Consider the following 25,500-nt stretch of genomic DNA (forward strand, 5'->3'; position numbering starts at 1 on the left):
AGGCTGGTCCGCATGACGGATGACCAGCACCGCACAGCGGCCCCGTCGGAGCCCCGGCCGGACGAGCCCCTCGCCGAGTGTGTGCTCTGTCGTGCGACCACCGAGTACCCGGAGTCCCGGCGGGGCGTCACGCTCTGCCCGGTGTGCGAGTGGCAGGAGGCGCAGCGCTCGGCCTGTTCGGGCTGAGCGGGACCCCGGCGCCGGTCGACAAATCGATCCGTCGACCGTCGCTCCGTCAACCGCGCCGCGAGCTGAGCGCGCACGCCCCCCACAGCGCCGCCGCCGTGAGGGCAAGCGCCGCCACGAGCGCGCCCAGCGGGGCGGGCACCGCGCCCTCCCGCGACCCCGTGGTCAGGTCCGTCAGGACCGACTTGGCCGGGGAACCCGTGGTGACCAGCAGGAACAGCGCGCCGAGCAGCAGCGCGGGCACGGCGCGGCCCGCGGAGCGCAGCAGCGGCCAGGAGGCGAGCGCCCCGAGCGCGGTGCCGAGCAACGCGCTGACCAGCATCGCGAGGAATCCGGCCGCGCCCGCGGGCAGCCGCTCCACCGGCACCCGTGCGTTCGTGCTCGTCGCGTCGCTGATGGCCGTCACGACACACACCGCCGCGGCCCCGAGCGCGGCGGCGGTGAGGAGCGCGGCCAGCAGCGAGGCGAGGTGGGCCCGACCGGGGCCGATGGCCGCGGCGGAGCAACTGCGCGCTGCCGGCGGCTCGTTGGACACGCAGATACGGGCGAGCCAGCCCGCCACGGGCAGCAGGCCCCCGGCGGCGTACGCGAGCGAGTCCAGGATGGGCTGCCCGCCCTGTACGCCGACGCCGAGGAACACGGCGTACAGGATCACGGGCGGAAGCCATCGCTGGGACCGCACCAGCAGGGCGGTCTGGTAGCGCAGCGCGGCACGCATCACCGCACCTCCTCGTCCGTGGCCGCCCGCACCGCGGCATGGGCGTCGGCGGCCGCGGCGTGCACCCGCACCACATGCCACGGCGGTCGTGCCGTCAGCAGCTCCCGCAGGACCCGGTCCGAGTGGGGCGCGGGCACGGTGAGTCGCAGCAGACCTGGCGCGGCCCCCTCCGCCTCGACCCCCTCCGCCTCGGCCACGACCGCCGCCGCGACCGGCGCGGGGAGCGCGGTCCCGCGCACCCCCGTGGGCCCCTGCACCTCGATGAGCACCGTGGGCCCCTCCCACTCCCCCGAAGTCACGTGTTCCGTACGCCGGTTCAGCGTCGAGCCCGTCACCGCGTATGTCGCCTCCGCCAGGCCCCGCAGCCGCAGCGGGTCGTGGTCCACGAAGACCACGGAGCCGCCCGCCGCGGTGCGCTCGGCCACCGCGCGGTCGAGCTCGCCGCGGGCGGGCGCGTCCAGACCGGTCCACGCCTCGTCGAGGACGAGGAGTTCGGGGTCGGCCAGCAGCGCCTGCGCCACGGCGACCTTCTGGCTGCTGCCCTTGGAGAGCTCCGACAGCGGCGTCCGCGCGTACCCGTCGGCGCCGAAGCGCTCCAGCCACTCCGTCGCCCGGCGCCGGGCCGTACCGCGTGCGAGACCGTGGACGCACCCCATGTGCGTGAGGTAGCCGACCGCGGTGAACGGCAGTGCGGCGGGGAACCGTTCGGGCACGAACGCGGTGCGCGGACGCCCGGTCACCCGCCCCTCGGAGGGCGCGTCGATCCCGGCGAGCAGCCTCAACAGGGTTGATTTTCCTGTGCCGTTGCCGCCCTCGACGCGCACCAGGGCGCCCGCCGGTATGCCGAGGTCGACCTCGCGCAGCACCCAGGGGCCGCGCATGCCGTAGCGGCGGCCCACCTTGTCGAGCCGTACGGCGTGCTCACGTTCCATGCGGGCCATCCTCGCGTACGGGCCGGGGCGGTAACGATCCACGTATAGGCCGGGGCAGACACGATCCACGTACGGGCCGGGGCCGGGCACGGCCCGTCGGCCGGGAGGCTGGCAGACTTGCCGCGTGAGCAGCGAAGAGACGACCACCCCCGACAGCACCCCCGCCAGCGCCCCCGACGGGCCTGCCGCGCAGGACAGCCCGTTCCGGCACGAGATCACCTCGCGCGACGAGGCGCCGCAGTTCGTGCTGCCCCTCGTCGCCCGTATCGAGCGCGCCACTCCGCCGGCCCGCACGGACGCCCTGGAGACCGCGGCCCGCGCCGTCCTGGTGATGCTGAGCGACGCGCGTTCCCTCGGCGACGGCGAGTGGGCGCAGGCCGTGCGGGACTGGCAGGACGCCCGTATCCGCAAGGTGGTGCGGCGGGCCAGGGGCGCCGAGTGGCGCAAGGCCGAGGCGCTGCCCGGCATCACGGTCACCGGCAAGTCGGCGGAGGTCCGCGTCTTCCCTCCCGTACCGCTCGACGGCTGGCCCAAGGAGCTGGCGCGGCTCCAGGTCTCCGGCACCGAACTCGACGACCCGGAGCCGCCGGCCGGCGCCGACCCGACGCACCCCGTGCTCTGGCTGAACCCCCACGTCGAGATGACGGCGGGCAAGACGATGGCCCAGGCGGGCCACGGCGCCCAACTCGCCTGGTGGGACCTCTCGGACGAGGAGCGCGCGGCCTGGCGCGACGCCGGCTTCCCGCTCTCCGTGCGGACCGCCGACGCCGACCACTGGCGCGTGGTGTGCGCCGGCGACAACCCGGTGGTCCGCGACGCGGGCTTCACCGAGATCGCCCCCGGCCCGACCGTCGCGGTCGAGGGCGTGAACCGCATCGGACTCCTCGGCCCCTGAGGGATCGGGTGCTGAGGGATCAGGTGCTGCGGATCAGGTGCTGAGGCTCAGGTGCTGATCGAGGTGACGGCCTCGACCCCGTACGTACGGGCGTAGCCGTTCTCGGTGCCGACCAGGAGGTCGACGACCTCGAAGTAGCGGTCCCAGAACGGGGTTTCGCGCAGGGCGTCGACGAGGCGCTGGTAGGCGGCGTGGTCGACGGCCTCCCAGACCCAGACGTCGGTGACGCGGGTGGAGTAGAACTCGGTGTCGTAGAAGCGCGACCGGACGCCGGTGGTCCCGGCCTTGACGATGGGGACGACCTGCGTGGTGAACGCCTCCACCCGTTCCTGCGGGGTCATGGCGAGCCATTCGGGCGTGGTCTTGACGAGCATGAACGCGGTGACGGGCAGGGCGGTTTCCTGTGCGGACATGGGACGGGCCTCCGGGAGGTGTGTCAATGACGGGATTACGGATACGGGTGCGGGTCGGGTCGCGGAAAAGGTCAGGCCGCGGGCGAGGTCTCGACGGCGGGCCTGAGCACCCGGTCGCACCACTGCTCGAACGTGGTGGGCGTGGCGGTGGCCGGCGTGCGGGCGACGCCGGCGTCGAGGCCCGCGTCCTTGGCCCGTTTCATGTCGCAGACGCCCCGCGCGAACGTCTCGTCGAGCCCGTAACCGACGAGGGTGGCGTACAGCTCGTCGAACGTCCCGCGCTCGTACCGCACGGGCCTGCCGAGCCGCTCGGTCATGATGCGGGCCAGGTCGTTCGGGGAGAGGTCCTGCGGTCCGAGGACCGGGACGCTGTCGACGCCGGACCACGTACGTTCCAGGAGCAGCCCGGCGGCGACGGCCGCGATGTCGGCGACGGCGACGAGGGGGGTCTTGCGGTCGGGGTCGACGACGTCCGTGAAGACGCCCTTATCCCGGATCTCCTCGGCGTCCTCCAGGAAGTTCTCGAAGTACGACGGGCTGGCCAGCGCGCGGTAGGCGACGCCTGTCTCGGCGATGAGGTCGTCCATGGCGAGCGAGGCCGTGACAAGTCCGGCCCGCCCCGCGACGGGCGTGCCGCGGCCGAGCGCGGAGACGCCGACCACATGGGGGACGCCGTGGGTGACGAGCGCCTGCGCGGCGGGACGCGTGAAGCCCCGGAAGCCCTCGTCCGGCGTCCGTGCGGAGTCCGGCGGGACCAGCCAGAACACGGCGTCCGCGCCGGCGAAGGCCCGGTCGACGACATCGGCGTCGCCGTGCGAGCCGACGACCACCTCGACCCGGTCGCGCAGCGCGTCGGGAAGGCGGGCCGGATCGCGTACGACGACGCGCAGGCGCTCGCCGTGGGCGGGGGCGGACTCCAGGAGCAGGGGCAGCAGTTGGCGGCCGATGTTCCCGGTGGGAGCGGTGATGACGATCATGAAAACCTCGCGGCTCGGTGCGGCTTCGGTAGGTCCTCATCCTGTGGAGCGCCAGGTCATTGCGACAAGGGGAACTTCGGCACGGGATCATTGCTCAAAGTGGAATGACCGGGCTGAGCAGCGCGGATGGCGACCACGGTGTCCGTCGTACGCCATCGGTGCCGGGCGCCACCCCGGGCATCAAGGGCTCCCAGGGCACTAAGGTGCGGGCACGGACGGACCCGGCCGGCAGCGGGAGCCGGGCGCAGAGCCAGGAGCGCAGGGGCACAGGAGCAGGGGTAGACATGCGGGTGAGAGCGGAACGCGAACGTGTGGCGTCGGGCCGGCCCCGGGGGCGGTCGTGAGCGGCGGCACCGCGGGGGCCGGCGGGCGGCTGGACGGGCGGGTCGAACGCGGCAACCAGACCCGCCGCCTCGTGCTGCGCCGCACCGTCGACATCGCCTCCGTCGAGGGGCTCGACGCCCTGTCGCTGGGACGCATCGCCGCCGAGCTGAACCTCAGCAAGAGCGGGGTGTTCGCGCTCTTCGGCTCGAAGGAGGAGCTGCAGCTGGCCACCGTCAGGGCGGCGGGGCGCATCTTCCTCGACACGGTGGTGGAGCCCGCGCGCGAGGAGCCGCCCGGCCTCGGGCAGGTGGCACGGCTCTGCGCGAACTGGCTGGAGTACTCGGAGCGCCGGGTCTTCCCCGGCGGCTGCTTCTTCTACGGGGCGATGGCCGAGTACGACGCGCGCGAAGGGGCCGTGCACGACGCCGTCGTCGACGCCGCCCGCGGCTGGACCGGGCAGATGGAGCGCTGCGTCGGCGAGGCGCGCGACGCCGGTGAGGTGCGGGCGGACACGGACATCGGGCAGCTCACCTTCGAACTCATCGCCCTGATGGAGACGGCCAACGCGCACTCGGTGCTGCACGGCTCGCCGGACGCGTACCGGCGGGCGAGCTCGGGCATCACGGCGCGGCTGCGGGCGGCGGCCACGGATCCGGGGATAGTGCCTCAACTCCCTTGAGGCGCCGACCCATCCGCCCCCGTGGGGCACTGGCCCATCCACCCCTGAGGCACTGACGCATCCGCCCCCTGAGGCACTGGCCCACCCGGCACCGAAACCCGCTAGCACGACCGTTCGTTTAGTTTTATGCTTGCTGCATGCCTTCGACGGCTTCCCGCCCCACCCGGAACCCCGACCCGGAAAGCAGGCACACCGTGACCGATCTCGTCGCCCTCGACCGCACCGCCGTCCAGACCTCCCTGCACGTGCTCTCCTTCGCCCGCGACGCGGCGGACTGGGAGCGCCCCACCCCGTGCGCGGGCTGGACCCTGCGCCGCCTCGTGACCCATATGACCGCCCAGCACCACGGCTTCGCGGCGGCCGCGCGCGGGGCCGGGGACGACCGCACGTTCTGGCTCGAACTCGACCTGGGCAGCGACCCGTCGGCCCGCTACGAGGAGTCCGTGCGGCACGTCGTCGCCGCCTTCGCCGAGTACGGAGCCGGGTACGACCAGGACGGCAGGGAGCGGCAGTTCGTGCTGCCGGAGCTCGGCGGCAGCTTCTCCGGACGTACCGCCGTCGGGTTCCACCTCCTCGACTACGTGGTGCACGCCTGGGACGTGGCCGTCACCCTCGACGTCCCGGTCGCCTTCCCCGACGAGGTGGTCGCCGCCGCGCTGGCGGTGGCCCGCCGGGTGCCCGCGACGCCCGAACTCCGCGGCCCCGGCGCCGCGTTCGCGCCCGCGCTGCCCGCTCCGCCCGACGCCGGCGCCCTGGACCAGGTGCTGACCCACCTGGGCCGCTCCCCCGTACCGTTCGCGTCCGACATCTCGCGCGGTTGAACGCCCCGCCCGTATCTTCCGTACTCCCCGGTATCACCGGCGACACCGGAGCACCACGGGAGGCACCTTGCGGCGCGTCAACGGCACGGCTCTGATCATCGCGGCACTCGTCGCCACGCTGGGGGCGATCGCGTTCCCCGTGTGGTCCTACGCCGACCGGGCCGGGACCGGGCAGGCCAATCTGGCCGCCGGTTCCGTCGCCACCCGGTGGGGGCCGCTCTCCGCGGCCGACCGGGACCTGCTGGTGAAGGTGCGGCTCGCCGGGCTGTGGGAGATACCCGCGGGCCAGCAGGCCGTCGAGCGGGCGCCGACCAAGGCGGTCAAGGAGGCCGGCGACCATCTGATCGTCGGCCACACCGACCTCGACCGCCGGGTGCGCGGCGTCGCGGCGCAGCTCGGTGTCGAGCTGCCCAACCAGCCCACCGAGCAACAGCAGGGCTGGCTGGACGAGTTGACCGCGGCGAGCGGCGAGGAGTACCAGCGCAAGTTCGCCAATCTGCTGCGCGCCTCGCACGGCAAGGTCTTCGGCGCGATCGCGCTGGTCCGCGACAGCACCCGCAACTCGCTCGTGCGGCAGCTCGCCACCGACTCCAACCAGACCGTCCTCGACCACATCACGATGCTGGAGGCCACCGGCGAGGTCGACTTCGACGGGATCGCGAACGGCGCCGCCTCGACCGCGACCGCCAGCCCCACCGGACCTCCCCCGCCGTCCGGTGTCGCGCCCCCGCAGGCGCCGCCCGCCGGGCCCAGCGGCGACGTGTCGGCCACGTCCCGCCCCTCGCCCGCGCCGCCCGGCCAGGTCAACACGGGCCGGCCGGAACCTCAAATGTAGCTCTGAACGTCCTCCCCGGAGGGTTCGCCCGCCTCCGTCCCGGTCATGCCCTGAGGACGGAGGGCCGGGGGTACGGGGGCCCGCGGGACGAAGGGGAGCGGCATGACGCGTCAGGAGAGGCACCTGGGACGGCCGGCACGACTGGGTACGGGGATCGCACGACTGGGTACGGGGATCGGCTGGCGGCCCGAGATCGCCGATGCCGTGGAGGCGATGCCCGGCATCGACTGGGTCGAGGCCGTCGCCGAGAACCTCTGCCCGGGCCATCTGCCCGACTCCCTGCTGCGGCTGCGCGAGCGCGGGGTGACCGTCGTGCCGCACGGCGTCTCGCTGGGGCTCGGCGGCGCGGACCGCCCCGACGAGGGGCGGCTGACGGCGCTCGCCGAGCGCGCCGAGGCCCTGGGCTCGCCGCTGGTCACCGAGCACATCGCGTTCGTACGGGCCGGCGGCGCCCTCACCGCGACGCAGCCGCTGGAGGCCGGTCACCTGCTGCCCGTGCCGCGCACCCGCGACGCGCTCGACGTGCTCTGCGAGAACGTCCGCGTCGCCCAGGACGCGCTGCCCGTGCCGCTCGCCGTGGAGAACATCGCGGCGCTGGTCGCCTGGCCCGGCGAGGAGATGACGGAGGGGCAGTTCCTGTACGAGCTCGTCGAGCGGACCGGCGTACGGCTGCTCATCGACGTCGCCAACCTGCACACCAACCACGTCAACCGCGGTGAGGACCCGGCAAGGGCCCTGGACGAGCTGCCCGTCGAGGCCATCGCGTACGTCCATGTGGCGGGCGGCTTCGAGCGCGACGGGGTGTGGCACGACAGCCACGCGCACCCGGTGCCCGAGCCGGTCCTCGCGATCCTCGCCGACCTGGCGTCGCGGGTGTCCCCGCCGGGCGTCCTCCTTGAGCGCGACGAGAACTTCCCCGAACCCGCTGAACTGGAGAGCGAGTTGGACGCCATCCGGGCCACCGTGAAGGTGTCGGGCGAGCTGCCCGTGCCGGAGCCCGCCGCCCGGCGCGAGGTGGCGCCCGCCGCCCCGGCCGCCCGGCAGCGGACCGCGCTCGCCCAGGCCTCGCTGCTCTCCGCGCTCGTCGCGGGCACCCCGGCGCCCGAGGGCTTCGACCACGCGCGGCTGAAGGTGCAGAGCCACGCCCTGGCCGCCAAGCGTGCCGACGTCGTGGCGAAGGTCGCCCCGGAGCTGCCCGGGATCCTCGGCCCCGCGTACCGCACCCACTTCCTGGCCTACGCCCGCTCCCGCCCCATGACCGCCGGCTACCGCCACGACGCGCTGCACTTCGCCGCCCACCTGCTGTCCACCGGCCGGCCCGAGGACACGGCCGCCCGCGAAGAGCTGCGGACCTGGTGGCGGGAGCGCTCGGGCCCGGCCCCCCTGTCGCACCGCCCCGCCGCCCGCCTGCGCCGGGCCACCCGCCGGGTCCTGCTGCGGAGGTGACGGGAGTCGCGGGCCAGGTGGTGCAGACGAGGGTCCGCCGTCTGCGGGCGCCCTCCGCACCGGGCAACCCGGCCGCCGCGTAAGGCAGTTGACGTACTCCCCGCCGTATCGTGCCGTGCACCGCCCGGCGCGCACTAACGTGCGGTGGCGCACCAGGAGGCGTCATGCGATCCCGAACCATCAACGGCACCGGCCTCATCGTGGCGGGTCTCGTCGCGACCCTGACCGCGCTGATCTTTCCGCTCTGGTCCTACGAGGACCGCTCGGGCACCGCGCTCGACCGGCTCGACGCCGAGTCCGTACCGACCGACTTCGGGCCGCTGTCGGCCCAGGACCGGGAGTTCCTCACCAAGGTGCGTCTCGCCGGGCTGTGGGAGCTGCCCGCCGGGCAGCAGGCCGAGGAGCGCGGCACCACCCGCGCCGTGCGCACGGCGGGCGAACATCTCGTACAGGGGCACACCTTCCTGGACGCACGGGTACGCGAGGTCGCGGCCCGGCTCAGCCTTGAGCTGCCCAGTCAGCCGAACACCCAACAGCGCGCCTGGCTGGCCGAGTTGAGCGCCGCCCGCGGGGAGACGTACGACGAGAAGTTCGCCAACCTCCTGCGGCGCGCCCACGGCACGGTCTTCTCCCTGGTGGCCCTGGTGCGCGCGAACACCCGCAACTCGCTCGTGCGCGGCCTGGCCGACGACGCCAACACGACCGTCCTCGACCACATCAAGGCCCTGGAGGGCACCGGCCTCGTCGACTTCGACGGCCTGGCGAAGGACGCGGCCACGTCCGGCCCCGCGGGACCGGTGACCCGGACACCGCCGCCGCCCGGCCCTACCGACTCCCCCGATCCCGCCGCACCCGTCACACCGTCGCCCACCTACCCGCTGCCCCCTGCCGTCTCCCGGCCCGCACCCGCCACCCGGTGACCGGGAGCGACGCCAAGCGGAACGTTACCTACCCGTCACCGGGTGTCCGCATGGTGAATAAGCCATGGCGGAATGCGGCGCCTTCGCATAGAAAACCGCCATGTTCTGGGTCCCTCTGTTCCTCCTCGCCTGGGCCGCCGCCGGGCTGTCCTGCGGCCGACTCTGCCTCGCCGCGAGCCGCGCCGCCACCCAGGAGAAGGCCGCGGCCCGCGGACACGAACTCACCCTCTACGAGACGGCGTTCCTGTCCGGCGGCCCGGTCCGCGTCGCCGACGTGACGCTCGTCGCGATGGCCGGGGCGCGCCGGCTGCTGATCGCCCACACCGGATGGGCGACCGTCGTCGACCCGGTGGGCCGCGACGCCATGGAGCGCTCGGTGCTCGGCGCGATCGGCCGGGACGGGCAGTCGCGGATAGCGAAGATACGCCGGGCCGCGGCCGCCGCCGACCCGGTACGGGCGCTCGCGGACCGGCTCGTCGCGGCCGGGCTCGCGTTCCCGGAGGACACCGGGACGGGCGTCGCGGCCGCGGTGCGCCAGGTGCGGGCCGCCGCCGTGGCGGTGCTCGCCCTCGGCGCCGTCGCGGTGCTGCTGCCGGGGCAGGGTCCCGGCGTCGCCGGGCAGGTGCCCGTCGCGGTCTGGTTCGCGCTGCCCCTGTTGGTGTGCGCGGGCTGTCTGCTCATCGCCCGCGTCGAGATCCACCCGTACACGCGGTGGGCGTCCCCGGCGGGCCAGCGGCTCCTCGGCGCGCTGCCCGCGCGCGGCGAGGGGCTCACCGCCGTCGCGGTGCGCGGGGTCCGCGCCACCGGCGACCCCGGACTGCGGGCGGCCTTCGCGCAGCGGCCGCACCGGGATGCGGGGCAACGGGGTCATTGAGCCGACACCGGGGGGCCGGTGCTTTACTTCGTCAATTACCACACGAATCATCCCTTTTGTTCGAGCACTTCCGCAGGCACAACCGAACAAAAGGGGTATGCACGCGCGATGAGAGCAGCAGCCGTCCGTTACGGAACCGCCGGATCCCTGGTCCTGACCGCCCTCGTCGCCGCCCCCGCGGGGAGCGCGAGCGGCGCCCCGCCCTCCCCCGAGACGTTCGGCACCGCCGTCGCGGCCCAGCGCGCCGAGGCCGCCGGGATCCACTGGGGCACCTGCGCGAAGGCCGAGGGCCTCCCGCCGTCCATCAAGTGCGGCACGGTCTCCGTGCCGCTCGACTACGCCCGCCCCGGCGGCGAGCAGATCAAACTGACCGTCAGCCGCACCAAGGCCACCGGCAAGGCGGCGGACAAGGCGGACAAGAAGGTCACCCGGCAGGGCTCGCTCGTCTACAACCCCGGCGGACCCGGCGCCTCCGGCACGTACTTCCCGATGGTCGGCATGATGCCCGAGTGGAAGCACATCGCCGCCGCCTACGACCTGGTCGGCTACGCCCCGCGCGGGGTGGGCCGCTCGGCGCCGCTGTCCTGCGAGGACCCGAAGTCGTACATCAAGGCGCCCACGCAGTCGCCGACCCACCCCGACGCGGCGTACAAGCGCGAGCGCATCGCGCGGGCGAAGGCGTACGCGCGCGGCTGCGCGGCCCGCAACCCCGGCCTGCGCCACTACACGACGCTGAACAACGCGCGTGACCTGGATGTGCTGCGGGCGGCCCTCGGTGAGCGGAAGCTGACGTTCATGGGCGCCTCGTACGGCACGTACTTCGGGGCGGTCTACGCCACGCTCTTCCCCTCGCACGTGCGCCGCATGGTCTTCGACTCGGCGGTCAACCCCGACCCGCGGCAGATCTGGTACGGCAACAACCTCGACCAGTCGGCGGCCTTCGAGCGGCGCTGGGCGGACTTCCGCGCCTGGGTGGCCAAGCACGACAAGACCTACCACCTGGGCGGCACGCCCGAGCAGGTGCTTCGCAGTTACGAGAAGGTCCGCGCCGAGCTGGTCCGCAAGCCCGCGGGCGGCAAGGTCGGCCCCGGTCAGCTGCAGGGCGCCTACCTCAAGGCCGGGTACTACGACGACTACTGGCCGATGCGCGCGGCGGCGCTCTCCGCGTACCTCAAGGGCAACCCCAAGCCGCTGATCGAACAGGCCGCGCCGGAGCCGAAGGGGGCCGCGGAGGAGGAGAACGGCAACGCCGTCTACACGGCCGTGGAGTGCAACGACGCGGACTGGCCCACCGACTTCGCCACCTGGGACCACGACAACACCCGGCTCGCGCGCACCGCACCCTTCGAGACCTGGGACAACGCCTGGATGAACCTGCCGTGCGCCTACTGGAAGGCGCCCCGGCAGCAGCCCCTGGACGTGCGCGCGGCCGGCGGCGAGCTGCCCCCCACCCTGATCCTGGCCGCCGAGCGCGACGCGGCGACGCCGTACGAGGGGGCGCGGGAGCTGAACCGCCGCCTTGAAGGGTCCGTCCTGGTCACCGAGCGGGGCGCCGGCACGCACGGCATCGGCGGCGGCCCCAACCAGTGCGTCAACGGGCACCTGAACGCGTATCTCCTGCACGGCGAGCTCCCCGGGCGGCGCGCGGCGTGCGCACCGCACAAGGAGCCCTCGCCGACGTCCGGGATCCGCGCGGCGGAACTCCCCCGGGAGCGCTGACCCCTACAGCGTCGAGCCCTACGCCAGGCCCGCCACCAGGTCCGCCACGGACTTGCGGCGGCCGGTGTAGAACGGCACCTCTTCACGGACGTGCATCCGGGCCTCGGAGGCACGCAGGTGACGCATGAGGTCGACGATGCGGTACAGCTCGTCGGCCTCGAAGGCGAGGAGCCACTCGTAGTCGCCGAGCGAGAACGAGGCGACCGTGTTGGCGCGCACGTCGGGGTAGCCGCGGGCCATCATGCCGTGGTCCTTGAGCATGCGGCGGCGGTCCTCGTCGGGCAGCAGGTACCAGTCGTAGGAGCGCACGAAGGGGTAGACGCTGATGTAGTTGCGCGGCGTCTCGTCGGCGAGGAACGCCGGGATGTGCGACTTGTTGAACTCGGCGGGGCGGTGCAGCGCCATGTTCGACCAGACCGGGTCCAGGGCGCGGCCGAGCTTCGTGCGCCGGAAGAGGTTGTAGGCCTCCTGCAGCTCGTCGGAGGTCTCGGCGTGCCACCAGATCATGACGTCGGCGTCGGCGCGCAGGCCGGAGACGTCGTAGGTGCCGCGGACGGTGATGTCCTTGGCGGCGAGCCGGTCGAAGAGGTCCTGGACCTCTTCGGCGTAGCCCGCACGAACCGTGCCGTCATCGGGCAGCACGTCTCGCAGCTTGAAGACGGACCACAGGGTGTAGCGGATGACCTCGTTGAGGTCCTTGGCCTTCTTGCCCGCGTTGGGCGTCTTGGCGGGGGCGTCGTCACTCATGGGGCTATTCTCCTCCGCCGCCGTGCAGGCTCTGCACCGGGTTGCGGGTGAGCTCCTCCACACCGGCGAGGTGCCCGCCCAGTTGGTCGACGGCGGCGTTGGCGCTCGCGATGCAGGCGGGGATGCCCACGCCGTCGTAGGCGGCGCCGCACACCGCGAGGCCGGGCAGGGCGGCGACGTGGGCGCGGACGCGGGCCACGCGCGCGTGGTGGCCCACCGGGTACTGCGGCAGGCCGTCGTTCCAGCGGGTGACGCGGGTGGCGACCGGCTCGGCGGTCAGGCCGGTGGCCGCGCGCAGGTCGTGCCGGGAGAGCGCGACGAGTTCGGCGTCGTCGCGCTCCAGGATCTCCGTCTCGCGGTGGCGTCCTACGGAGGTGCGCAGGACGACCAGCTCCGGGTCCTGCCGGTCGATCCAGCCCCACTTGCGGCCGGCGAAGGTGGACGCCTTGATGGTGTGCCCGTCGACGGGCGGCACGAGGAAACCGCTGCCTTCGGGGAGGTCGGTCTCGGCGCGGCGGTAGACGAGGGTCGTGAGCGCCATGGAGGCGTACTCCACGGCGCGCAGCTCGGCCGCGGCGCCCGGCGACTCGGTGTCCAGGAGCTTCGCTGCGGCGGGCGCGGGCAGCGCGACGACGACGGCGTCTGCCTCGTACCGGCCGCTCTGCGTGGTCACGACCCACCCGTCGGCGCTCCGCCGCACCTCGGTGACCGGCGTGTCGGTGAGGATCTCGGCGCCCCGTGCGCGCAGCGAGGCGGCGACGGCGAGCGGGAGGCGGCCGATGCCGCCGTCGATGCCCATGAAGACGGGCCCGGTCTGCTGGTTCCGCGCGGCGCGCGCCTGGATCTCGCGGACGCCCTCGGTGAGGGAGGCGTGGCTGCGGGCCGCCTCGAAGAGCTGCGGGACGGCCGAGCGCATGGAGATGCGGTACGCGTCCCCGGCGTACACCCCGCCGAGCAGCGGCTCCACGAGCCGGTCGACGACTTCCCTGCCGAGGCGCGCGGCGACGTACTCACCGACGGCGATGTCGTCGCCGACCTCGGTGGGCGGCAGTTCGGCGTCCCGCCCGATGCGCCGCAGCCCCTCCTCGGAGACCACCCCCGCGAGCGCCGACGCGTCGCCGGGCACGCCCATGACGTGCCCCTTGGGCATCGGCCGCAGGGCGCCCCGGGTCCAGATCGCCGCGGTCGCGGTAGCGGGCGGCTCCAGCAGGTCGGCGAGGCCCACCTCGCGGGCGAGGGCGACGGCTTCGGGACGGCGGGCGAGCATCGACTCGGCGCCGAGGTCGACGCGGACACCGGCGATCTCGTCGGCGTGCAGCTTGCCGCCGACCCGCCCGGAGGCCTCCAGCACGGTGACCCGCCGCCCGGGACCCGAGGCGAGCCATCGATGCGCGGCGGCAAGCCCGGCGATCCCACCCCCGATGACGACGGCGTGGCCCATCCCCGTACGTGTGTCCGTTGCGCGCATGACCCCACTCTCTCAGACCGGCGAGTCCCGACCGTGACCGCATCGGGACCCGTCGGCAACCACCGTTCCGGGGCTGCGCGGCGTCAAAGAAGCGTCGGTCACCACGTCTCTCGGGGGTACGTCGATGCGCTCGTCCAGCAGGTCCCTCTCCTTGTCCCAGTCCCAGTCCCAGTCCCGTTCCCGCTCCCGTTCCCGTCCTCGTACCGTCCGGGCGGTCTCCGGTCTTCTGTTGGCGGTCGCGCTCGCCGTCACCGGGTGCAGCGCGGGTGGTGACGGTGATGACGGCGGGGGCGACAGGGACAGCAAGGCGGCGGGGGTTTCGGCCGGCGGGGGGAAGGGGGCCGAGGCGCGGCAGCGTCCCGGTGGCCGGAAGACCGCCGCGCCCGCCGGTACCCACATCATCCGCACCGCGCGGCTCACCGTCCGGGTCAAGGACGTCCCCCGGGCGCTCGACCGCGCGCGTGCGGCGGCCGAGGACGCCGGGGGAATCGTCGGCGACGAGGACACCAGCCGCGACGACGAGGGCCGCGAGCGCTCCCGTGTCGTCCTGCGCGTCCCGCAGGACACGTACGAGAAGGTCCTCGACGCGCTCTCCGGCACCGGCAGGCTGATCCAGCGCGAGGCGAAGGCGCAGGACGTCACGGACCAGGTCGTCGACGTGGAGAGCCGCGTCAAGTCGCAGCGGGCGAGCGTGGCCCGGGTGCGGGAGCTGATGGACAAGGCGACGAAGCTGAGCGACGTGGTCGCCCTGGAGGGCGAGTTGAGCACCCGCCAGTCCGACCTGGACGCGCTGCTCGCCCGGCGCTCCTCCCTGAAGGACCGCACGAGCATGGCGACGATCACGCTCTCGCTCACCGAGGACGCGGCGGCGAAGGCGGCCGCCGATGACGACGACCCGTCGTTCACGGACGCGCTCGCGGGCGGCTGGGACGCCTTCGTCACGACGCTGCGGTGGATCGGCGTCGTCCTGGCCGCGGTGCTGCCCTTCGCGGCGATCGCCGCGCTGCTGTTCCTGCTGTGGCTGCGGGTGGTCCGCCCGCGCGTCACCCGCCGGGCGACGCCGGCCCCGGCTCCCCTCACCCCGCCCGCTCCGCGGCCCGCCACCGGCCGTCAGGACGACCAGGGTTGAGGGCCGCCCCGCCGGCCCCCGCGCCGTAGCGTGTCCGTATGAGCAGCACACGGGAACGACTGGTGATCATCGGGGGCGACGCGGCGGGCATGTCCGCCGCGTCCCAGGCGCGCAGGCTCAAGGGCCCCGACGAGCTGGAGATCGTGGCGTTCGAGCGGGGCCACTTCACCTCGTACTCCGCCTGCGGCATCCCCTACTGGGTGGGCGGCGACGTGCCGGAGCGGGACGATCTCGTCGCGCGCTCGCCCGAGCAGCACCGCGAGCGCGCGATCGACCTGCGGATGCGCACGGAAGTGGTGCGGCTCGACGTGCCGGGCCGCCGCGTCCTGGCCCGTGACCTCGACGCGGGCGAGGAGTACTGGACCTCGTACGACAAGCTCGTCATCGCGACCGGCGCGCGCCCCGTCCGCCCGCCGCTGCCCGGCATCGACGCGCCCGGCGTGCACGGCGTGCAGACCCTGGACGACGGCCAGGCCCTGCTCGACACGCTGGCCGGCACCTCCGGGCGGCGGGCCGTGGTGATCGGCGCGGGATACATCGGCGTCGAGATGGCCGAGGCACTGATCAAGCGGGGTTACGAGGTGACCGTCGTCAACCGGGGCAAGGAGCCGATGGCGACGCTCGACCCGGACATGGGGTGCCTGGTGCACGACGCCATGACGGGCCTGGGCATCACCATGGTGAACGGCGCCGAGGTCACCAAGATCCTCACCGGCGACGACGGGCGGGTCGCCGCGGTCGCCACCGAGGACGCCGAGTACCCGGCGGACGTGGTGGTCCTCGGCATCGGCGTGCGCCCCGAGACCACGCTCGCCCGCGAGGCCGGCCTCCCGCTCGGCGCGTACGGCGGGCTGCTCACCGACCTGGCGATGCGGGTGCGCGGATACGACGACATCTGGGCGGGCGGGGACTGCGTCGAGGTCCTCGACCTGGTGTCGGGACGCGAGCGGCACATCGCCCTCGGCACCCACGCCAACAAGCACGGCCAGGTCATCGGCTCGAACGCGGGCGGCGGCTACGCGACCTTCCCGGGCGTCGTCGGCACGGCCGTCAGCAAGGTCTGCGACCTGGAGATCGCCCGCACCGGACTGCGCGAGAAGGACGCGCGGGCCGCGGGGCTGCGCTTCGTCACGGTGACCATCGAGTCGACGAGCCGGGCCGGTTACTACCCGGGCGCGGCCCTGATGACGGTGAAGATGCTCGCCGAGCGGCGCACCGGGCGCCTCCTCGGTGTGCAGATCGTCGGCCGCGAGGGGGCGGGCAAGCGCGTCGACGTGGCGGCCGTCGCGCTCACGGCGCGGATGACGGTCGAGCAGATGACGGCGCTCGACCTGGGGTACGCGCCGCCGTTCTCCCCGGTGTGGGACCCGGTCCTGGTGGCGGCGCGCAAGGCGGTGGCGGCGGTGCGCTCCGACCGCTGAGCACGGAAGCGGAGTCCCGCGGAGTACGGGAGCCGCGTACGGGAGCCGCGTACGGAAGCGGAGTACGGAAAGGGTCCCCGCCCACCTGGGCAGGGACCCTTTTCGGACATCTTTCGGACGGGTGCCGTTCAGACCGCCGTGCGCGTGTGCACGTACTCCACGAGGCGGGTCAGCGCCTCCGGGTCCGTCGTCGGCAGGACGCCGTGCCCGAGGTTGAAGATGTGCCCCTCGAGACCCTTCGCGGCGGCGAGCACCTCGTCGGTCCTGGCCTCGACGGCCTCGCGGGTGGAGAAGAGGACGGCCGGGTCGAGGTTGCCCTGGATCGCCTTGCCGGGCCCGACGCGGCGCGCGGCCTCGTCCACCGGCACCCGCCAGTCGGCGCCCACGACGTCGGCGCCCGCCTCGCCCATGAGGCCGAGCAGCTCGCCCGTGCCGACGCCGAAGTGGATGCGGGGCACGCCGTACGAGGCGACGGCGTCGAAGACCTTCGTCGATGCGGGCATCACCGAGCGGCGGTAGTCGGCGGGCGACAGCGCGCCCACCCACGAGTCGAAGAGCTGCACGGCGCTCGCGCCCGCCTCGATCTGCACCTTCAGGAAGGCGGCGGTGATCTCCGCGAGCCGGTCGAGCAGGTCCGCCCAGAGCTGCGGGTCGCCGTACATGAGCGCCTTGGTGTGCTCGTGGTTGCGGCTCGGGCCGCCCTCGACGAGGTAGCTCGCCAGGGTGAAGGGCGCGCCGGCGAACCCGATGAGCGGCGTCGAGCCGAGCTCGGCGGTGAGCATCCCCATCGCCTCGGTGACGTAGTGGACGTCGTCGGGCGTGAGGTCCCGCAGCTGCGCGAGGTCGGCGCGGGTACGGATCGGGTTCTCGACGACCGGGCCGACGCCCGGCTTGATGTCGAGGTCGACGCCGATCGCCTTGAGCGGGACGACGATGTCGCTGAAGTAGATCGCGGCGTCCACGTTGTGGCGGCGCACCGGCTGCAGCGTGATCTCGGTGACAAGGTCGGGGCGCATGCAGGACTCCAGCATGGCAGTGCCCTCGCGCACCTTGCGGTACTCGGGAAGTGAGCGCCCCGCCTGCCGCATGAACCAGACCGGCGTGTGCGGCACGGCCTCGCGCCTGCATGCCTTCATGAAGGGGGAGTCGTACGTCGCTGCGTTCTGCCGGCCCGCGGGGCCTCGGCTGTCATTGGCACTCACGCGGAAAGTCTCGCACGTCGACCGGGAACGCCCTCACGGGTGTCTCTCCCTGCGCGAAGGCGCCGTTCCCCTTAACCTTCCCCGCATGGCTGCGGCTCAGGGACAACGGTCGGACGGCGCTGGCGAGATGGAGAGTTCGGAGGGGAAGGTGGCGGATTCGGCTCCGCCGCCCTTTCGCGCGGCGGTCGAGGCGCTGCGGGGGGCACGGCTTCGGCCGGAGATCGAGATCGATCCGACCCCGCCGCCGAAACGGCTCGCGCCGTACGCGTACGCGGTGGAGGCGGCGGTCGTCGAGGACGAGGAGGACCTCGCGGACGGGCGGCTCGTGCTGCTGCACGATCCGGCGGGGCACGACGCATGGAAGGGCACTTTCCGCCTGGTCACGCTGGTGCGGGCGGAGCTGGAGCCGGAGATGGCGGCGGATCCGCTGCTGCCGGAGGTGTGCTGGTCGTGGCTGACCGGGGCGTTGCAGGCGCGCGGGCTCGCCGCGGGTGAGGCGAGCGGCACGGTGACCCGGGCGGGCTCGCACTACTTCGGCGGCCTGTCGGAGCGGCCGCCCGCATCGCAGATCGAGATCCGCGCCTCGTGGACGCCGCGGGAGGCGGCCGGCGGGGTGCCGGACACCGGCGCCCATCTGGCGGCGTGGTGCGATCTGCTCTGCCAGATCGCGGGGCTGCCGCCGGCGAGCCCGGGCGGCGACGGCTCGGTGGTCTCGCTGCCCCAGCGGCGCGGGCCGCTCTCCCCCTGAGCCTCCGTCACTCGTCTCTCTCCCCCGCGGCCGGGCGCCGCGGGGTTTGTCCGCGTGGGGGTCACCCGTAAGAGGGCGTGTTCGGTTTGATCTTCGGATGATCGAGCGCATGTCCGAATTGCCCCAATTCTCTCTCACCAAATCGTGATCATTCCCTAAAGGCGGATGCGATTGGTGCCGAAGAGGTTTGTGACCTTGAAAGCACGGTTCGTCCCGGCTTCATCCCCGAGCCGGTCCCTCCCGTCCCCCCACCCAGGAGGCCTGGTGTCCGTTCTCCTCGAGCAGCCCGCAAGCCTGGTCGCCTACCGCCCGAACAAGCCGACCGCCATGGTCGTCGTGGCCGACCCCCGCGTCCGTTCCACCGTCACCCGCCACCTGTGGGCGCTCGGTGTACGCGACGTCATCGAGGCCTCGTCGATCGCGGAGGCTCGTCCCCGCATCGGCAACCCCCGGGACATCTGCGTCGCAGACGTCCACCTCCCCGACGGCTCCGGCCTCACGCTCCTCTCCGAAACCCGTGCCGCGGGCTGGCCGAACGGCCTCGCCCTCTCCGCCGCCGACGACATCGGCGCCGTGCGCAACGCCCTCGCGGGCGGCGTCAAGGGCTACGTCGTCACCGGCACCCGTACGAACGTCGGACTCCCCACCCGCCCCGGCGCGGCTCCGATCGGTTCGGCCGCCGCCCGTATGCACCGCCGCCCTCCGGGCGCCCCGAGCCACCCCGGCGGCTACCGCGAGCTCTCCGGCCGCGAGGTCGAGGTGCTGCGCCTGGTCGCGGAGGGCCAGTCCAACAAGGCCATCGGCGTCTCGATGGGCCTGTCCGCCCTGACCGTGAAGAGCCACCTCGCGAGGATCGCGCGCAAGCTCGGCACGGGTGACAGAGCCGGGATGGTGGCGGTGGCGCTGCGTACCGGCATCATCCACTGACTCATTTACACCCCTCAGGCGCCTGTCGACGGAACGTTCCGTCGACGGGCGCTGTCCATACACAGATACCCTTGACAGGTGACCGACGCCCAAGAGACCGCAGCAGACAGCTCACTGCGCACCACCGGAGGCGCCCCTCCGGACGACGACGGCCTCTCTTCCGAAGGGTTGCCGATCCCCCTCCTCGAGCCGCGCGACGGCATTCCGCCGGTGATCGCCGACGAGGAGTCCCTCGCCGCGACGGTGGCCGCCTTCGCCGCGGGCACCGGCCCCGTGGCCGTCGACGCCGAGCGCGCGTCCGGCTACCGGTACGGCCAGCGCGCCTATCTCGTCCAGCTCCGCCGGGAGGGCGCGGGCACCGCTCTCGTCGACCCCGTCGCCTGCCCCGACCTCTCCGGCCTCGGCGCCGCCCTCGCCGACACCGAGTGGGTGCTGCACGCCGCCACCCAGGACCTGCCGTGTCTGCGCGAGATAGGCATGGTTCCGTCGCGGATCTTCGACACGGAGCTCGCGGGCCGGCTCGCCGGGTTCCCGCGGGTGGGTCTCGGCGCGATGGTCGAGGGCGTCCTCGGCTACGTCCTGGAGAAGGGCCACTCCGCCGTCGACTGGTCGACCCGGCCGCTCCCCGAGCCCTGGCTGCGGTACGCCGCGCTCGACGTGGAGCTCCTCGTCGACCTGCGCGACGCCCTGGAGAAGGAGCTCGACCGGCAGGGGAAGCTCGAGTGGGCCCGCGAGGAGTTCGACGCCATCGCCTCCGCGCCGCCCGCGCCGCCCCGCAAGGACCCCTGGCGCCGTACGTCCGGCATGCACAAGGTGCGCAGGCGCCGGCAGATGGCCGTCGTCCGTGAGCTGTGGACCGCCCGCGACCGGATCGCGCAGCGCCGCGACGTCTCGCCCGGCAAGGTGCTCGGCGACGGGGCGATCGTCGAGGCCGCCCTCGCGCTGCCGCCCAACGTGCACGCGCTCGCCGGGCTCACCGGCTTCGGGCACCGCATGGGGCGGCGTCAGCTGGAGCAGTGGCAGGCCGCCGTCGACCGCGCCAAGGAGCTGCCGGACGTGGAGCTTCCGCAGCCCGGCCAGGCGGTCACGGGACCGCCGCCGCCCCGCTCCTGGGCGGAACGCGACCCGGCCGCCGCGGCGCGGCTCTCCGCCGCGCGGGCCGCGGTCTCAGCCCTCGCCGAGCAGCTGAACATGCCGCAGGAGAACCTGATCACTCCGGACACGGTCCGCCGCGTCTGCTGGGAGCCGCCGGCCCGGGTGGACGAGGAGTCCGTGGCGTCGGCCCTGGCCGCGCACGGCGCCCGCCGGTGGCAGATCACGCTGGTGACGCCGGCCCTGGTCACGGCCCTGGTGACGACCCTGTCCTGACCCCGGGACGCACCCGACGGCCACCTCGCGACGCAGGGTGGCCGTCCGGCGTACGGATCGGCTTCGGTGTGCGGATCAGTTGTTGCCCGCCGTCAGGGTCTGGGTGACGTGGTCGGCCAGGTGCGGCAGCCAGTCGGGGCGCGCGTTGCCGAGCAGGTGGTCGCCGTGCGGGACGCGGAGGTACGTGCCGTGCGGCGCCGACCTCGCGAGCGGCTCGCCGTTCGTCACGCCCGGGATGACGTCCTGTGCGCCGTCCACGACCAGCAGCGGTGTCGCGATGCGCGGGGCGAGCGGGGCGAGGTCGACCCGGTGCGCGAACGCGCGGGCGGCGTCGGTCCCTCCGGTGCGGCGGGCCATGATGTCCCGTACCGGCTGCGGCAGTTCGTCCCAGTCGAGGCGGGAGGGACCGCTGACGGTGGCGAGGGCCGCCACCCTCGGCTCCAGCGCCGCCGCCCGCGCCGCGAAATAGCCGCCCAGACTCATCCCGACGAGCCCGACGACGAGGTCCCCGCGGCCGGCCAGAGCTCCGAGGGCGTCGACGACACGGGCCACGACCCGCTCGTACTCCGCCTCGAAGACCGAATCCGCCGCGAGCACGCCCTGGCCGGGGCCGTCCATCGCGAAGACCGCGAGCCCCCTGGCCAGCAGCGCGGACGCCAGATCGAGGAACTCCTCCTTGGCCGAGTCGAGGCCCGGGACGATCACGACGGTCCCCGGCGCGTCGACGGGCCCCCGCAGCAGGCCGGTGAACCCCTCGCCGCTCACCCGCCGCGCGCCTGGCTCCAGGAGGGCGAGAGCCTCGCCAAGGGCTTGGTCGGCCGCGGCGGCGGCGCGGTGCGCCTCCTCGTACGGCGCGAGGGTGGCCAGGTGGAACCACCGGGCGGCGGCCAGCAGGTGCTCCCCCGCCGAGCGGGACGAGCCGGCGTCCCGGGCGCGCCGCAGGTGCTCCCGACCGGTGCGGAGGAAGGCAGGACCCCAGTCGGCGACCGAGGTCAGGCCGTCGGTGACGCGCCGGTACGCGTGGGGGTCCACGCCGGCGCCGGTGGCACGCGTCCACTGGGCGGCGGCGAATTCGGTGACGGGGGGCAGGGATCGCATGACGGCGATGCAATCCCGGGAGCCGTCCCCTCGGCCAACAACGGGACGAGACGGCCGACAACCACCGGTTGTCGGCCCAAGTGGGAGCCGTGGAACCGGTCGCCCCGGGCGCGTGTGACCTTCGCCTCCCCGAGGCGGCACGGGGCAGCCCTTGGCCACATAGTTACCGACAAGTAGCATGACCTGAGGAAGCGCGCCGCAGGTGTGGCGCAACCGCACCCTGGAGGAGAGCCATCGTGCCTCGTACCGTCAGGGACGTCGTCTTCGTGGACGGCGTCCGCACCCCGTTCGGCAAGGCGGGCCCGAAGGGCATCTACCACGAGACCCGTGCTGATGACCTCGTCGTGAAGGCCATCCGGGAGCTGCTGCGCCGGAACCCTGACCTCGACCCCGCCAAGATCGACGAGGTCGCCATCGCCGCGACCACGCAGATCGGCGACCAGGGTCTGACGATCGGCCGCACCGCCGGCATCCTGGCCGGGCTGCCGCAGTCCGTGCCCGGCTACTCCATCGACCGCATGTGCGCCGGCGCGCTGACCGCCGTGACCTCGGTCGCGGGCAGCGTCGCCTTCGGTGCGTACGACATCGCCGTGGCCGGCGGCGTCGAGCACATGGGCCGCCACCCCATGGGTGAGGGCGTCGACCCCAACCCGCGGTTCGTGAGCGAGAAGCTCGTCGACGAGTCCGCCCTGTTCATGGGCATGACCGCCGAGAACCTGCACGACCGCTACCCGAGCATCACCAAGCTGCGCGCCGACGAGTACGCCGTGCGCTCGCAGGAGAAGGCCGCCAAGGCGTACGCCGACGGCAAGATCCAGGCCGACCTGGTGCCGATCTCCGTACGGCGCACCAACGAGGAGGCCGGTGAGACCGGCTGGGGCCTCGCCACCGCCGACGAGCCGATGCGTCCGGGCACCACCCTGGAGAGCCTCGCCGGGCTGAAGACGCCGTTCCGTACGCACGGCCGCGTCACCGCGGGCAACGCCGCCGGTCTCAACGACGGCGCCACCGCCTCCCTCATCGCCTCCGAGGAGTTCGCGCGGGAGAACGGCCTGCCGGTCAAGATGCGGCTCGTCTCGTACTCCTTCGCGGGTGTCGAGCCGGAGGTCATGGGCTACGGCCCGATCCCGGCCACCGAGAAGGCGCTCGCCAAGGCGGGCCTCGCCATCTCCGACATCGGCCTCTTCGAGATCAACGAGGCCTTCGCCGTGCAGGTGCTCGCCTTCCTGGAGCACTACGGCATCGCCGACGACGACGCCCGCGTCAACCAGTACGGCGGCGCCATCGCGTACGGCCACCCGCTCGCCTCGTCCGGCGTACGCCTGATGACGCAGCTGGCGCGGCAGTTCGAGGAGCAGCCGGAGGTCCGCTACGGCCTCACGACCATGTGTGTCGGCTTCGGCATGGGCGCCACGGTCATCTGGGAGAACCCGAACCACAAGGACGCCGGAGGCGACAAGTGAGCACCACGACCGCTGAGCTTCTGAAGGGTGCGGCCGAGCTGTTCCCTGACGAGGTCGTCACGCAGGCGCACGTACGCCACCTCGACCTCCCCCGGGGTGCGGGCCGCTTCGCCCTCATCACCCTGGACAACGGCTTCGACCACACCAAGCCGACCACCTTCGGGCCCGGCTCGCTGGCGAACCTGAACGCCGCCATCGACCAGGTCGAGAAGGAGGCGGCCGAAGGCACGATCGTCGGCGTCGGCATCACCGGCAAGCCGTTCATCTTCGCCGTCGGCGCCGACCTCAAGGGCGTCGAGCTCCTCAAGCACCACGAGGACGCGCTGGCCATCGGCAAGGGCGGCCACGAGGTCTTCAAGCGCCTCTCCGGCCTGGCCGTGCCGACCTTCGCGTACTACAACGGCGCCGCGATGGGCGGTGGCGTCGAGGTCGGTCTGCACTGCTCCTACCGCACCGTCTCCAAGGCGCTGCCCGCGTTCTCGCTGCCCGAGGTCTTCCTCGGTCTGGTCCCGGGCTGGGGCGGCTGCGCGCTGCTGCCGAACCTGATCGGCGCCGACAAGGCCGTCTCGGTCATCATCGAGAACTCGCTCAACCAGAACCGTCAGCTCAAGGGCAAGCAGGTCTTCGAGCTCGGCATCGCCGACGCGCTCTTCGAGGGCGCGGACTTCCTGGAGCAGTCGCTGATCTGGACGGCCTCCGTCCTGAACGGCTCGGTCCAGGTCGTCCGCCCCGAGATCGACCGCGGCGAGGGCTGGGAGGCCGCCGTCGCGCGCGGCCGCGCCATCGCCGACTCCAAGGTGCACGGCGCCGCTCCGGCCGCCTACCGCGCCCTGGAGATCATCGCGGCCGCCAAGGACGGCGACCTGCAGAAGGGCTTCGACGCCGAGGACGTCGCGCTCGCCGACCTCATCATGGGTGGTGAACTGCGCGCGGGCATCTACTCGTTCAACCTCGTGCAGAAGCGCGCGAAGCGTCCCGCGGGCGCCCCGGACAAGAACCTGGCGCGCCCGGTCACCAAGGTCGGCGTCGTCGGCGCCGGTCTGATGGCCTCGCAGCTCGCCCTGCTCTTCCTGCGCCGCCTTGAGGTGCCGGTCGTGCTGACCGACATCGACCAGGAGCGCGTCGACAAGGGCGTGGGCTACGTCCACGAGGAGATCGACAAGCTGCTCCTCAAGGGCCGCGTCAACCAGGACAAGGCCAACCGCCTCAAGGCGCTGGTCTCCGGTGTCCTGGACAAGGCCGAGGGCTTCTCCGACGCCGACTTCATCATCGAGGCCGTCTTCGAGGAGATCGGCGTCAAGCAGCAGGTGTTCGCCGAGGTCGAGGCGGTCGCCCCGGCGCACGCGATCCTCGCCACGAACACCTCCTCGCTCTCGGTCTCCGAGATGGCGTCGAAGCTGAAGCACCCCGAGCGGGTCGTCGGCTTCCACTTCTTCAACCCGGTCGCGATCCTGCCGCTCCTGGAGATCGTGCGCGGCGAGCAGACCGACGACGCCTCGCTGGCCACGGCCTTCGGTGTCGCCAAGAAGCTGAAGAAGACCGCGGTGCTGGTCAAGGACGCCCCGGCGTTCGTCGTGAACCGCATCCTCACCCGCTTCATGGGCGAGATCCAGAACGTCATCGACGAGGGCACCCCGGTCGCCGTCGCCGAGAAGGCCGTCGAGCCGCTCGGTCTGCCGATGTCGCCGCTGGTCCTCCTGGAGCTGGTCGGTCCGGCCATCGGTCTGCACGTCTCCGAGACCCTGAACCGCGCCTTCCCGGAGCGTTTCACGGTCTCCCCGAACCTCGCGGCCGTCGTGAAGGCCGGCAAGCGTGGCTTCTACGTGTACGACTCCGGCAAGCCGGAGCTGGACCCCGAGGTCGCCGCGCTCCTGAAGCAGGGCGACTCCGTCCTGACCGAGGAGCAGGTCCGCGACCGTGTGCTCGACGCGGTGGCGCAGGAGATCGGGCTCATGCTCGACGAGGGTGTCGTCGCCGAGGCGCAGGACATCGACCTCTGCCTGATCACCGGCGCGGGCTGGCCCTTCCACCTGGGCGGCATCACGCCGTACCTGGACCGTGAGGGCGTCAGCGAGCGCGTCACCGGCAAGCGGTTCCTCGCGCCGGGCGTGGCGAGCGTTCCGGCGTAACGCTTCGCCGCACGCAGCAACGGCAGTGGGCCGTACGGGAGTTGTCCCGTACGGCCCACTG

24 protein-coding genes are annotated in these 25,500 nt (G+C 73.2%); 16 read left to right on the forward strand and 8 right to left on the reverse strand.

What is annotated here, in order from left to right; genetic code table 11:
• The first annotated feature begins 12 nt into the window (after window positions 1–12).
• Window positions 13–186, forward strand: a complete 174-nt coding sequence (locus tag ACFYO9_RS19695; protein ID WP_355805104.1) for a hypothetical protein — start codon at window positions 13–15, stop codon at window positions 184–186.
• 49 nt (window positions 187–235) lie between these two features.
• On the opposite strand, the gene ACFYO9_RS19700 is transcribed toward ACFYO9_RS19695, so the two are convergent.
• The gene (locus ACFYO9_RS19700; protein WP_358775201.1) at window positions 236–904 is read right to left on the reverse strand and encodes an ABC transporter; all 669 of its coding nucleotides are present in this window, start codon (window positions 902–904) and stop codon (window positions 236–238) included.
• The gene (locus ACFYO9_RS19705; RefSeq protein ID WP_358775203.1) at window positions 904–1,836 is read right to left on the reverse strand and encodes an ATP-binding cassette domain-containing protein; all 933 of its coding nucleotides are present in this window, start codon (window positions 1,834–1,836) and stop codon (window positions 904–906) included. The genes ACFYO9_RS19700 and ACFYO9_RS19705 overlap by 1 nt, the downstream gene beginning before the upstream one ends.
• A 124-nt stretch (window positions 1,837–1,960) precedes the next feature.
• Between ACFYO9_RS19705 and ACFYO9_RS19710 the strand changes: the two genes are divergently transcribed.
• The gene (locus ACFYO9_RS19710) at window positions 1,961–2,731 is read left to right on the forward strand and encodes a peptidyl-tRNA hydrolase (protein WP_358775205.1); all 771 of its coding nucleotides are present in this window, start codon (window positions 1,961–1,963) and stop codon (window positions 2,729–2,731) included.
• A 47-nt stretch (window positions 2,732–2,778) separates the two neighbouring features.
• On the opposite strand, the gene ACFYO9_RS19715 is transcribed toward ACFYO9_RS19710, so the two are convergent.
• Window positions 2,779–3,144 carry a darcynin family protein gene (locus ACFYO9_RS19715; RefSeq protein WP_355805093.1) on the reverse strand — a complete coding sequence of 122 codons (366 nt, stop codon included), beginning with the start codon at window positions 3,142–3,144 and terminating at the stop codon, window positions 2,779–2,781.
• 71 nt (window positions 3,145–3,215) lie between these two features.
• Window positions 3,216–4,121 carry an NAD(P)H-binding protein gene (locus tag ACFYO9_RS19720; RefSeq protein ID WP_358775207.1) on the reverse strand — a complete coding sequence of 302 codons (906 nt, stop codon included), beginning with the start codon at window positions 4,119–4,121 and terminating at the stop codon, window positions 3,216–3,218.
• 340 nt (window positions 4,122–4,461) lie between these two features.
• On the opposite strand from ACFYO9_RS19720, the gene ACFYO9_RS19725 reads away from it, so the two are divergent.
• The 7 genes from ACFYO9_RS19725 to ACFYO9_RS19755 all read left to right on the forward strand — a co-directional run bounded on the left by ACFYO9_RS19725 (window position 4,462) and on the right by ACFYO9_RS19755 (window position 11,739).
• The gene (locus ACFYO9_RS19725) at window positions 4,462–5,124 is read left to right on the forward strand and encodes a TetR/AcrR family transcriptional regulator (RefSeq protein ID WP_358775209.1); all 663 of its coding nucleotides are present in this window, start codon (window positions 4,462–4,464) and stop codon (window positions 5,122–5,124) included.
• 137 nt (window positions 5,125–5,261) lie between these two features.
• Window positions 5,262–5,945 carry a TIGR03086 family metal-binding protein gene (locus ACFYO9_RS19730; protein WP_358775211.1) on the forward strand — a complete coding sequence of 228 codons (684 nt, stop codon included), beginning with the start codon at window positions 5,262–5,264 and terminating at the stop codon, window positions 5,943–5,945.
• A gap of 67 nt (window positions 5,946–6,012) precedes the next feature.
• Window positions 6,013–6,780: a DUF4142 domain-containing protein gene (locus ACFYO9_RS19735; RefSeq protein WP_358775213.1), complete on the forward strand. Its 768-nt coding sequence runs from the start codon at window positions 6,013–6,015 to the stop codon at window positions 6,778–6,780.
• A 102-nt stretch (window positions 6,781–6,882) separates the two neighbouring features.
• Window positions 6,883–8,226 carry a DUF692 domain-containing protein gene (locus tag ACFYO9_RS19740; RefSeq protein WP_358775215.1) on the forward strand — a complete coding sequence of 448 codons (1,344 nt, stop codon included), beginning with the start codon at window positions 6,883–6,885 and terminating at the stop codon, window positions 8,224–8,226.
• 164 nt (window positions 8,227–8,390) lie between these two features.
• Complete coding sequence (locus ACFYO9_RS19745; RefSeq protein ID WP_355805076.1) at window positions 8,391–9,146, forward strand: DUF4142 domain-containing protein; 756 nt, start codon at window positions 8,391–8,393, stop codon at window positions 9,144–9,146.
• A 100-nt stretch (window positions 9,147–9,246) separates the two neighbouring features.
• Complete coding sequence (locus ACFYO9_RS19750) at window positions 9,247–10,020, forward strand: TIGR04222 domain-containing membrane protein (RefSeq protein ID WP_358775217.1); 774 nt, start codon at window positions 9,247–9,249, stop codon at window positions 10,018–10,020.
• A 108-nt stretch (window positions 10,021–10,128) separates the two neighbouring features.
• Complete coding sequence (locus tag ACFYO9_RS19755) at window positions 10,129–11,739, forward strand: alpha/beta hydrolase (RefSeq protein ID WP_358775219.1); 1,611 nt, start codon at window positions 10,129–10,131, stop codon at window positions 11,737–11,739.
• A gap of 18 nt (window positions 11,740–11,757) precedes the next feature.
• Here the strand turns inward: ACFYO9_RS19755 and hemQ are convergent, their stop codons facing one another.
• Both hemQ and hemG read right to left on the reverse strand, forming a co-directional pair.
• The gene (hemQ, locus tag ACFYO9_RS19760; protein ID WP_358775221.1) at window positions 11,758–12,486 is read right to left on the reverse strand and encodes a hydrogen peroxide-dependent heme synthase; all 729 of its coding nucleotides are present in this window, start codon (window positions 12,484–12,486) and stop codon (window positions 11,758–11,760) included.
• Window positions 12,487–12,490: 4 nt separating this feature from the next.
• Complete coding sequence (hemG, locus tag ACFYO9_RS19765; protein ID WP_358775223.1) at window positions 12,491–13,954, reverse strand: protoporphyrinogen oxidase; 1,464 nt, start codon at window positions 13,952–13,954, stop codon at window positions 12,491–12,493.
• A 124-nt stretch (window positions 13,955–14,078) separates the two neighbouring features.
• Between hemG and ACFYO9_RS19770 the strand changes: the two genes are divergently transcribed.
• Both ACFYO9_RS19770 and ACFYO9_RS19775 read left to right on the forward strand, forming a co-directional pair.
• Window positions 14,079–15,083, forward strand: a complete 1,005-nt coding sequence (locus ACFYO9_RS19770; RefSeq protein WP_358775224.1) for a DUF4349 domain-containing protein — start codon at window positions 14,079–14,081, stop codon at window positions 15,081–15,083.
• 38 nt (window positions 15,084–15,121) lie between these two features.
• Entirely contained in the window at window positions 15,122–16,504 is a 1,383-nt protein-coding gene (locus ACFYO9_RS19775; protein ID WP_358775226.1) for an FAD-dependent oxidoreductase, read from the forward strand.
• Window positions 16,505–16,632: 128 nt separating this feature from the next.
• Here ACFYO9_RS19775 and hemE read toward each other — a convergent pair whose 3' ends face one another.
• Entirely contained in the window at window positions 16,633–17,706 is a 1,074-nt protein-coding gene (gene hemE / locus ACFYO9_RS19780) for a uroporphyrinogen decarboxylase (protein ID WP_355805057.1), read from the reverse strand.
• An 85-nt stretch (window positions 17,707–17,791) separates the two neighbouring features.
• On the opposite strand from hemE, the gene ACFYO9_RS19785 reads away from it, so the two are divergent.
• The 3 genes from ACFYO9_RS19785 to ACFYO9_RS19795 all read left to right on the forward strand — a co-directional run bounded on the left by ACFYO9_RS19785 (window position 17,792) and on the right by ACFYO9_RS19795 (window position 20,749).
• Window positions 17,792–18,454: a DUF3000 domain-containing protein gene (locus tag ACFYO9_RS19785; RefSeq protein ID WP_355805054.1), complete on the forward strand. Its 663-nt coding sequence runs from the start codon at window positions 17,792–17,794 to the stop codon at window positions 18,452–18,454.
• A 264-nt stretch (window positions 18,455–18,718) separates the two neighbouring features.
• The gene (locus ACFYO9_RS19790) at window positions 18,719–19,381 is read left to right on the forward strand and encodes a response regulator transcription factor (protein WP_030687574.1); all 663 of its coding nucleotides are present in this window, start codon (window positions 18,719–18,721) and stop codon (window positions 19,379–19,381) included.
• 78 nt (window positions 19,382–19,459) lie between these two features.
• On the forward strand, window positions 19,460–20,749 hold the full coding sequence (locus tag ACFYO9_RS19795; protein ID WP_355805045.1) for a ribonuclease D: 1,290 nt from the start codon (window positions 19,460–19,462) through the stop codon (window positions 20,747–20,749).
• Window positions 20,750–20,824: 75 nt separating this feature from the next.
• Here ACFYO9_RS19795 and ACFYO9_RS19800 read toward each other — a convergent pair whose 3' ends face one another.
• Window positions 20,825–21,847 carry an alpha/beta fold hydrolase gene (locus ACFYO9_RS19800; protein WP_358775228.1) on the reverse strand — a complete coding sequence of 341 codons (1,023 nt, stop codon included), beginning with the start codon at window positions 21,845–21,847 and terminating at the stop codon, window positions 20,825–20,827.
• A gap of 236 nt (window positions 21,848–22,083) precedes the next feature.
• Here ACFYO9_RS19800 and ACFYO9_RS19805 point away from each other — a divergent pair, with 236 nt between their 5' ends.
• Both ACFYO9_RS19805 and ACFYO9_RS19810 read left to right on the forward strand, forming a co-directional pair.
• Window positions 22,084–23,310, forward strand: coding sequence for an acetyl-CoA C-acyltransferase (locus tag ACFYO9_RS19805; RefSeq protein WP_358706178.1), 1,227 nt, complete (start codon window positions 22,084–22,086; stop codon window positions 23,308–23,310).
• On the forward strand, window positions 23,307–25,439 hold the full coding sequence (locus tag ACFYO9_RS19810) for a 3-hydroxyacyl-CoA dehydrogenase NAD-binding domain-containing protein (RefSeq protein ID WP_355805036.1): 2,133 nt from the start codon (window positions 23,307–23,309) through the stop codon (window positions 25,437–25,439). Before ACFYO9_RS19805 ends, ACFYO9_RS19810 begins: the two co-directional genes overlap by 4 nt.
• Window positions 25,440–25,500 lie beyond the last annotated feature (61 nt).

The sequence above is a fragment of the Streptomyces sp. NPDC005863 genome (assembly GCF_042871345.1).
In the GTDB taxonomy this organism is placed as follows: domain Bacteria; phylum Actinomycetota; class Actinomycetes; order Streptomycetales; family Streptomycetaceae; genus Streptomyces.

Coding starts and splice junctions, on each gene's coding strand:
- ACFYO9_RS19695 (WP_355805104.1), top strand. CDS start 13: ATGACGGATGACCAGCACCGCACAGCGGCCCCGTCGGAGCCCCGGCCG.
- ACFYO9_RS19700 (WP_358775201.1), bottom strand. CDS start 904: ATGCGTGCCGCGCTGCGCTACCAGACCGCCCTGCTGGTGCGGTCCCAG.
- ACFYO9_RS19705 (WP_358775203.1), bottom strand. CDS start 1,836: ATGGAACGTGAGCACGCCGTACGGCTCGACAAGGTGGGCCGCCGCTAC.
- ACFYO9_RS19715 (WP_355805093.1), bottom strand. CDS start 3,144: ATGTCCGCACAGGAAACCGCCCTGCCCGTCACCGCGTTCATGCTCGTC.
- ACFYO9_RS19720 (WP_358775207.1), bottom strand. CDS start 4,121: ATGATCGTCATCACCGCTCCCACCGGGAACATCGGCCGCCAACTGCTG.
- ACFYO9_RS19730 (WP_358775211.1), top strand. CDS start 5,262: ATGCCTTCGACGGCTTCCCGCCCCACCCGGAACCCCGACCCGGAAAGC.
- ACFYO9_RS19740 (WP_358775215.1), top strand. CDS start 6,883: ATGACGCGTCAGGAGAGGCACCTGGGACGGCCGGCACGACTGGGTACG.
- ACFYO9_RS19745 (WP_355805076.1), top strand. CDS start 8,391: ATGCGATCCCGAACCATCAACGGCACCGGCCTCATCGTGGCGGGTCTC.
- ACFYO9_RS19750 (WP_358775217.1), top strand. CDS start 9,247: ATGTTCTGGGTCCCTCTGTTCCTCCTCGCCTGGGCCGCCGCCGGGCTG.
- ACFYO9_RS19755 (WP_358775219.1), top strand. CDS start 10,129: ATGAGAGCAGCAGCCGTCCGTTACGGAACCGCCGGATCCCTGGTCCTG.
- hemQ (WP_358775221.1), bottom strand. CDS start 12,486: ATGAGTGACGACGCCCCCGCCAAGACGCCCAACGCGGGCAAGAAGGCC.
- hemG (WP_358775223.1), bottom strand. CDS start 13,954: ATGCGCGCAACGGACACACGTACGGGGATGGGCCACGCCGTCGTCATC.
- ACFYO9_RS19770 (WP_358775224.1), top strand. CDS start 14,079: ATGCGCTCGTCCAGCAGGTCCCTCTCCTTGTCCCAGTCCCAGTCCCAG.
- ACFYO9_RS19775 (WP_358775226.1), top strand. CDS start 15,122: ATGAGCAGCACACGGGAACGACTGGTGATCATCGGGGGCGACGCGGCG.
- ACFYO9_RS19785 (WP_355805054.1), top strand. CDS start 17,792: ATGGCTGCGGCTCAGGGACAACGGTCGGACGGCGCTGGCGAGATGGAG.
- ACFYO9_RS19800 (WP_358775228.1), bottom strand. CDS start 21,847: ATGCGATCCCTGCCCCCCGTCACCGAATTCGCCGCCGCCCAGTGGACG.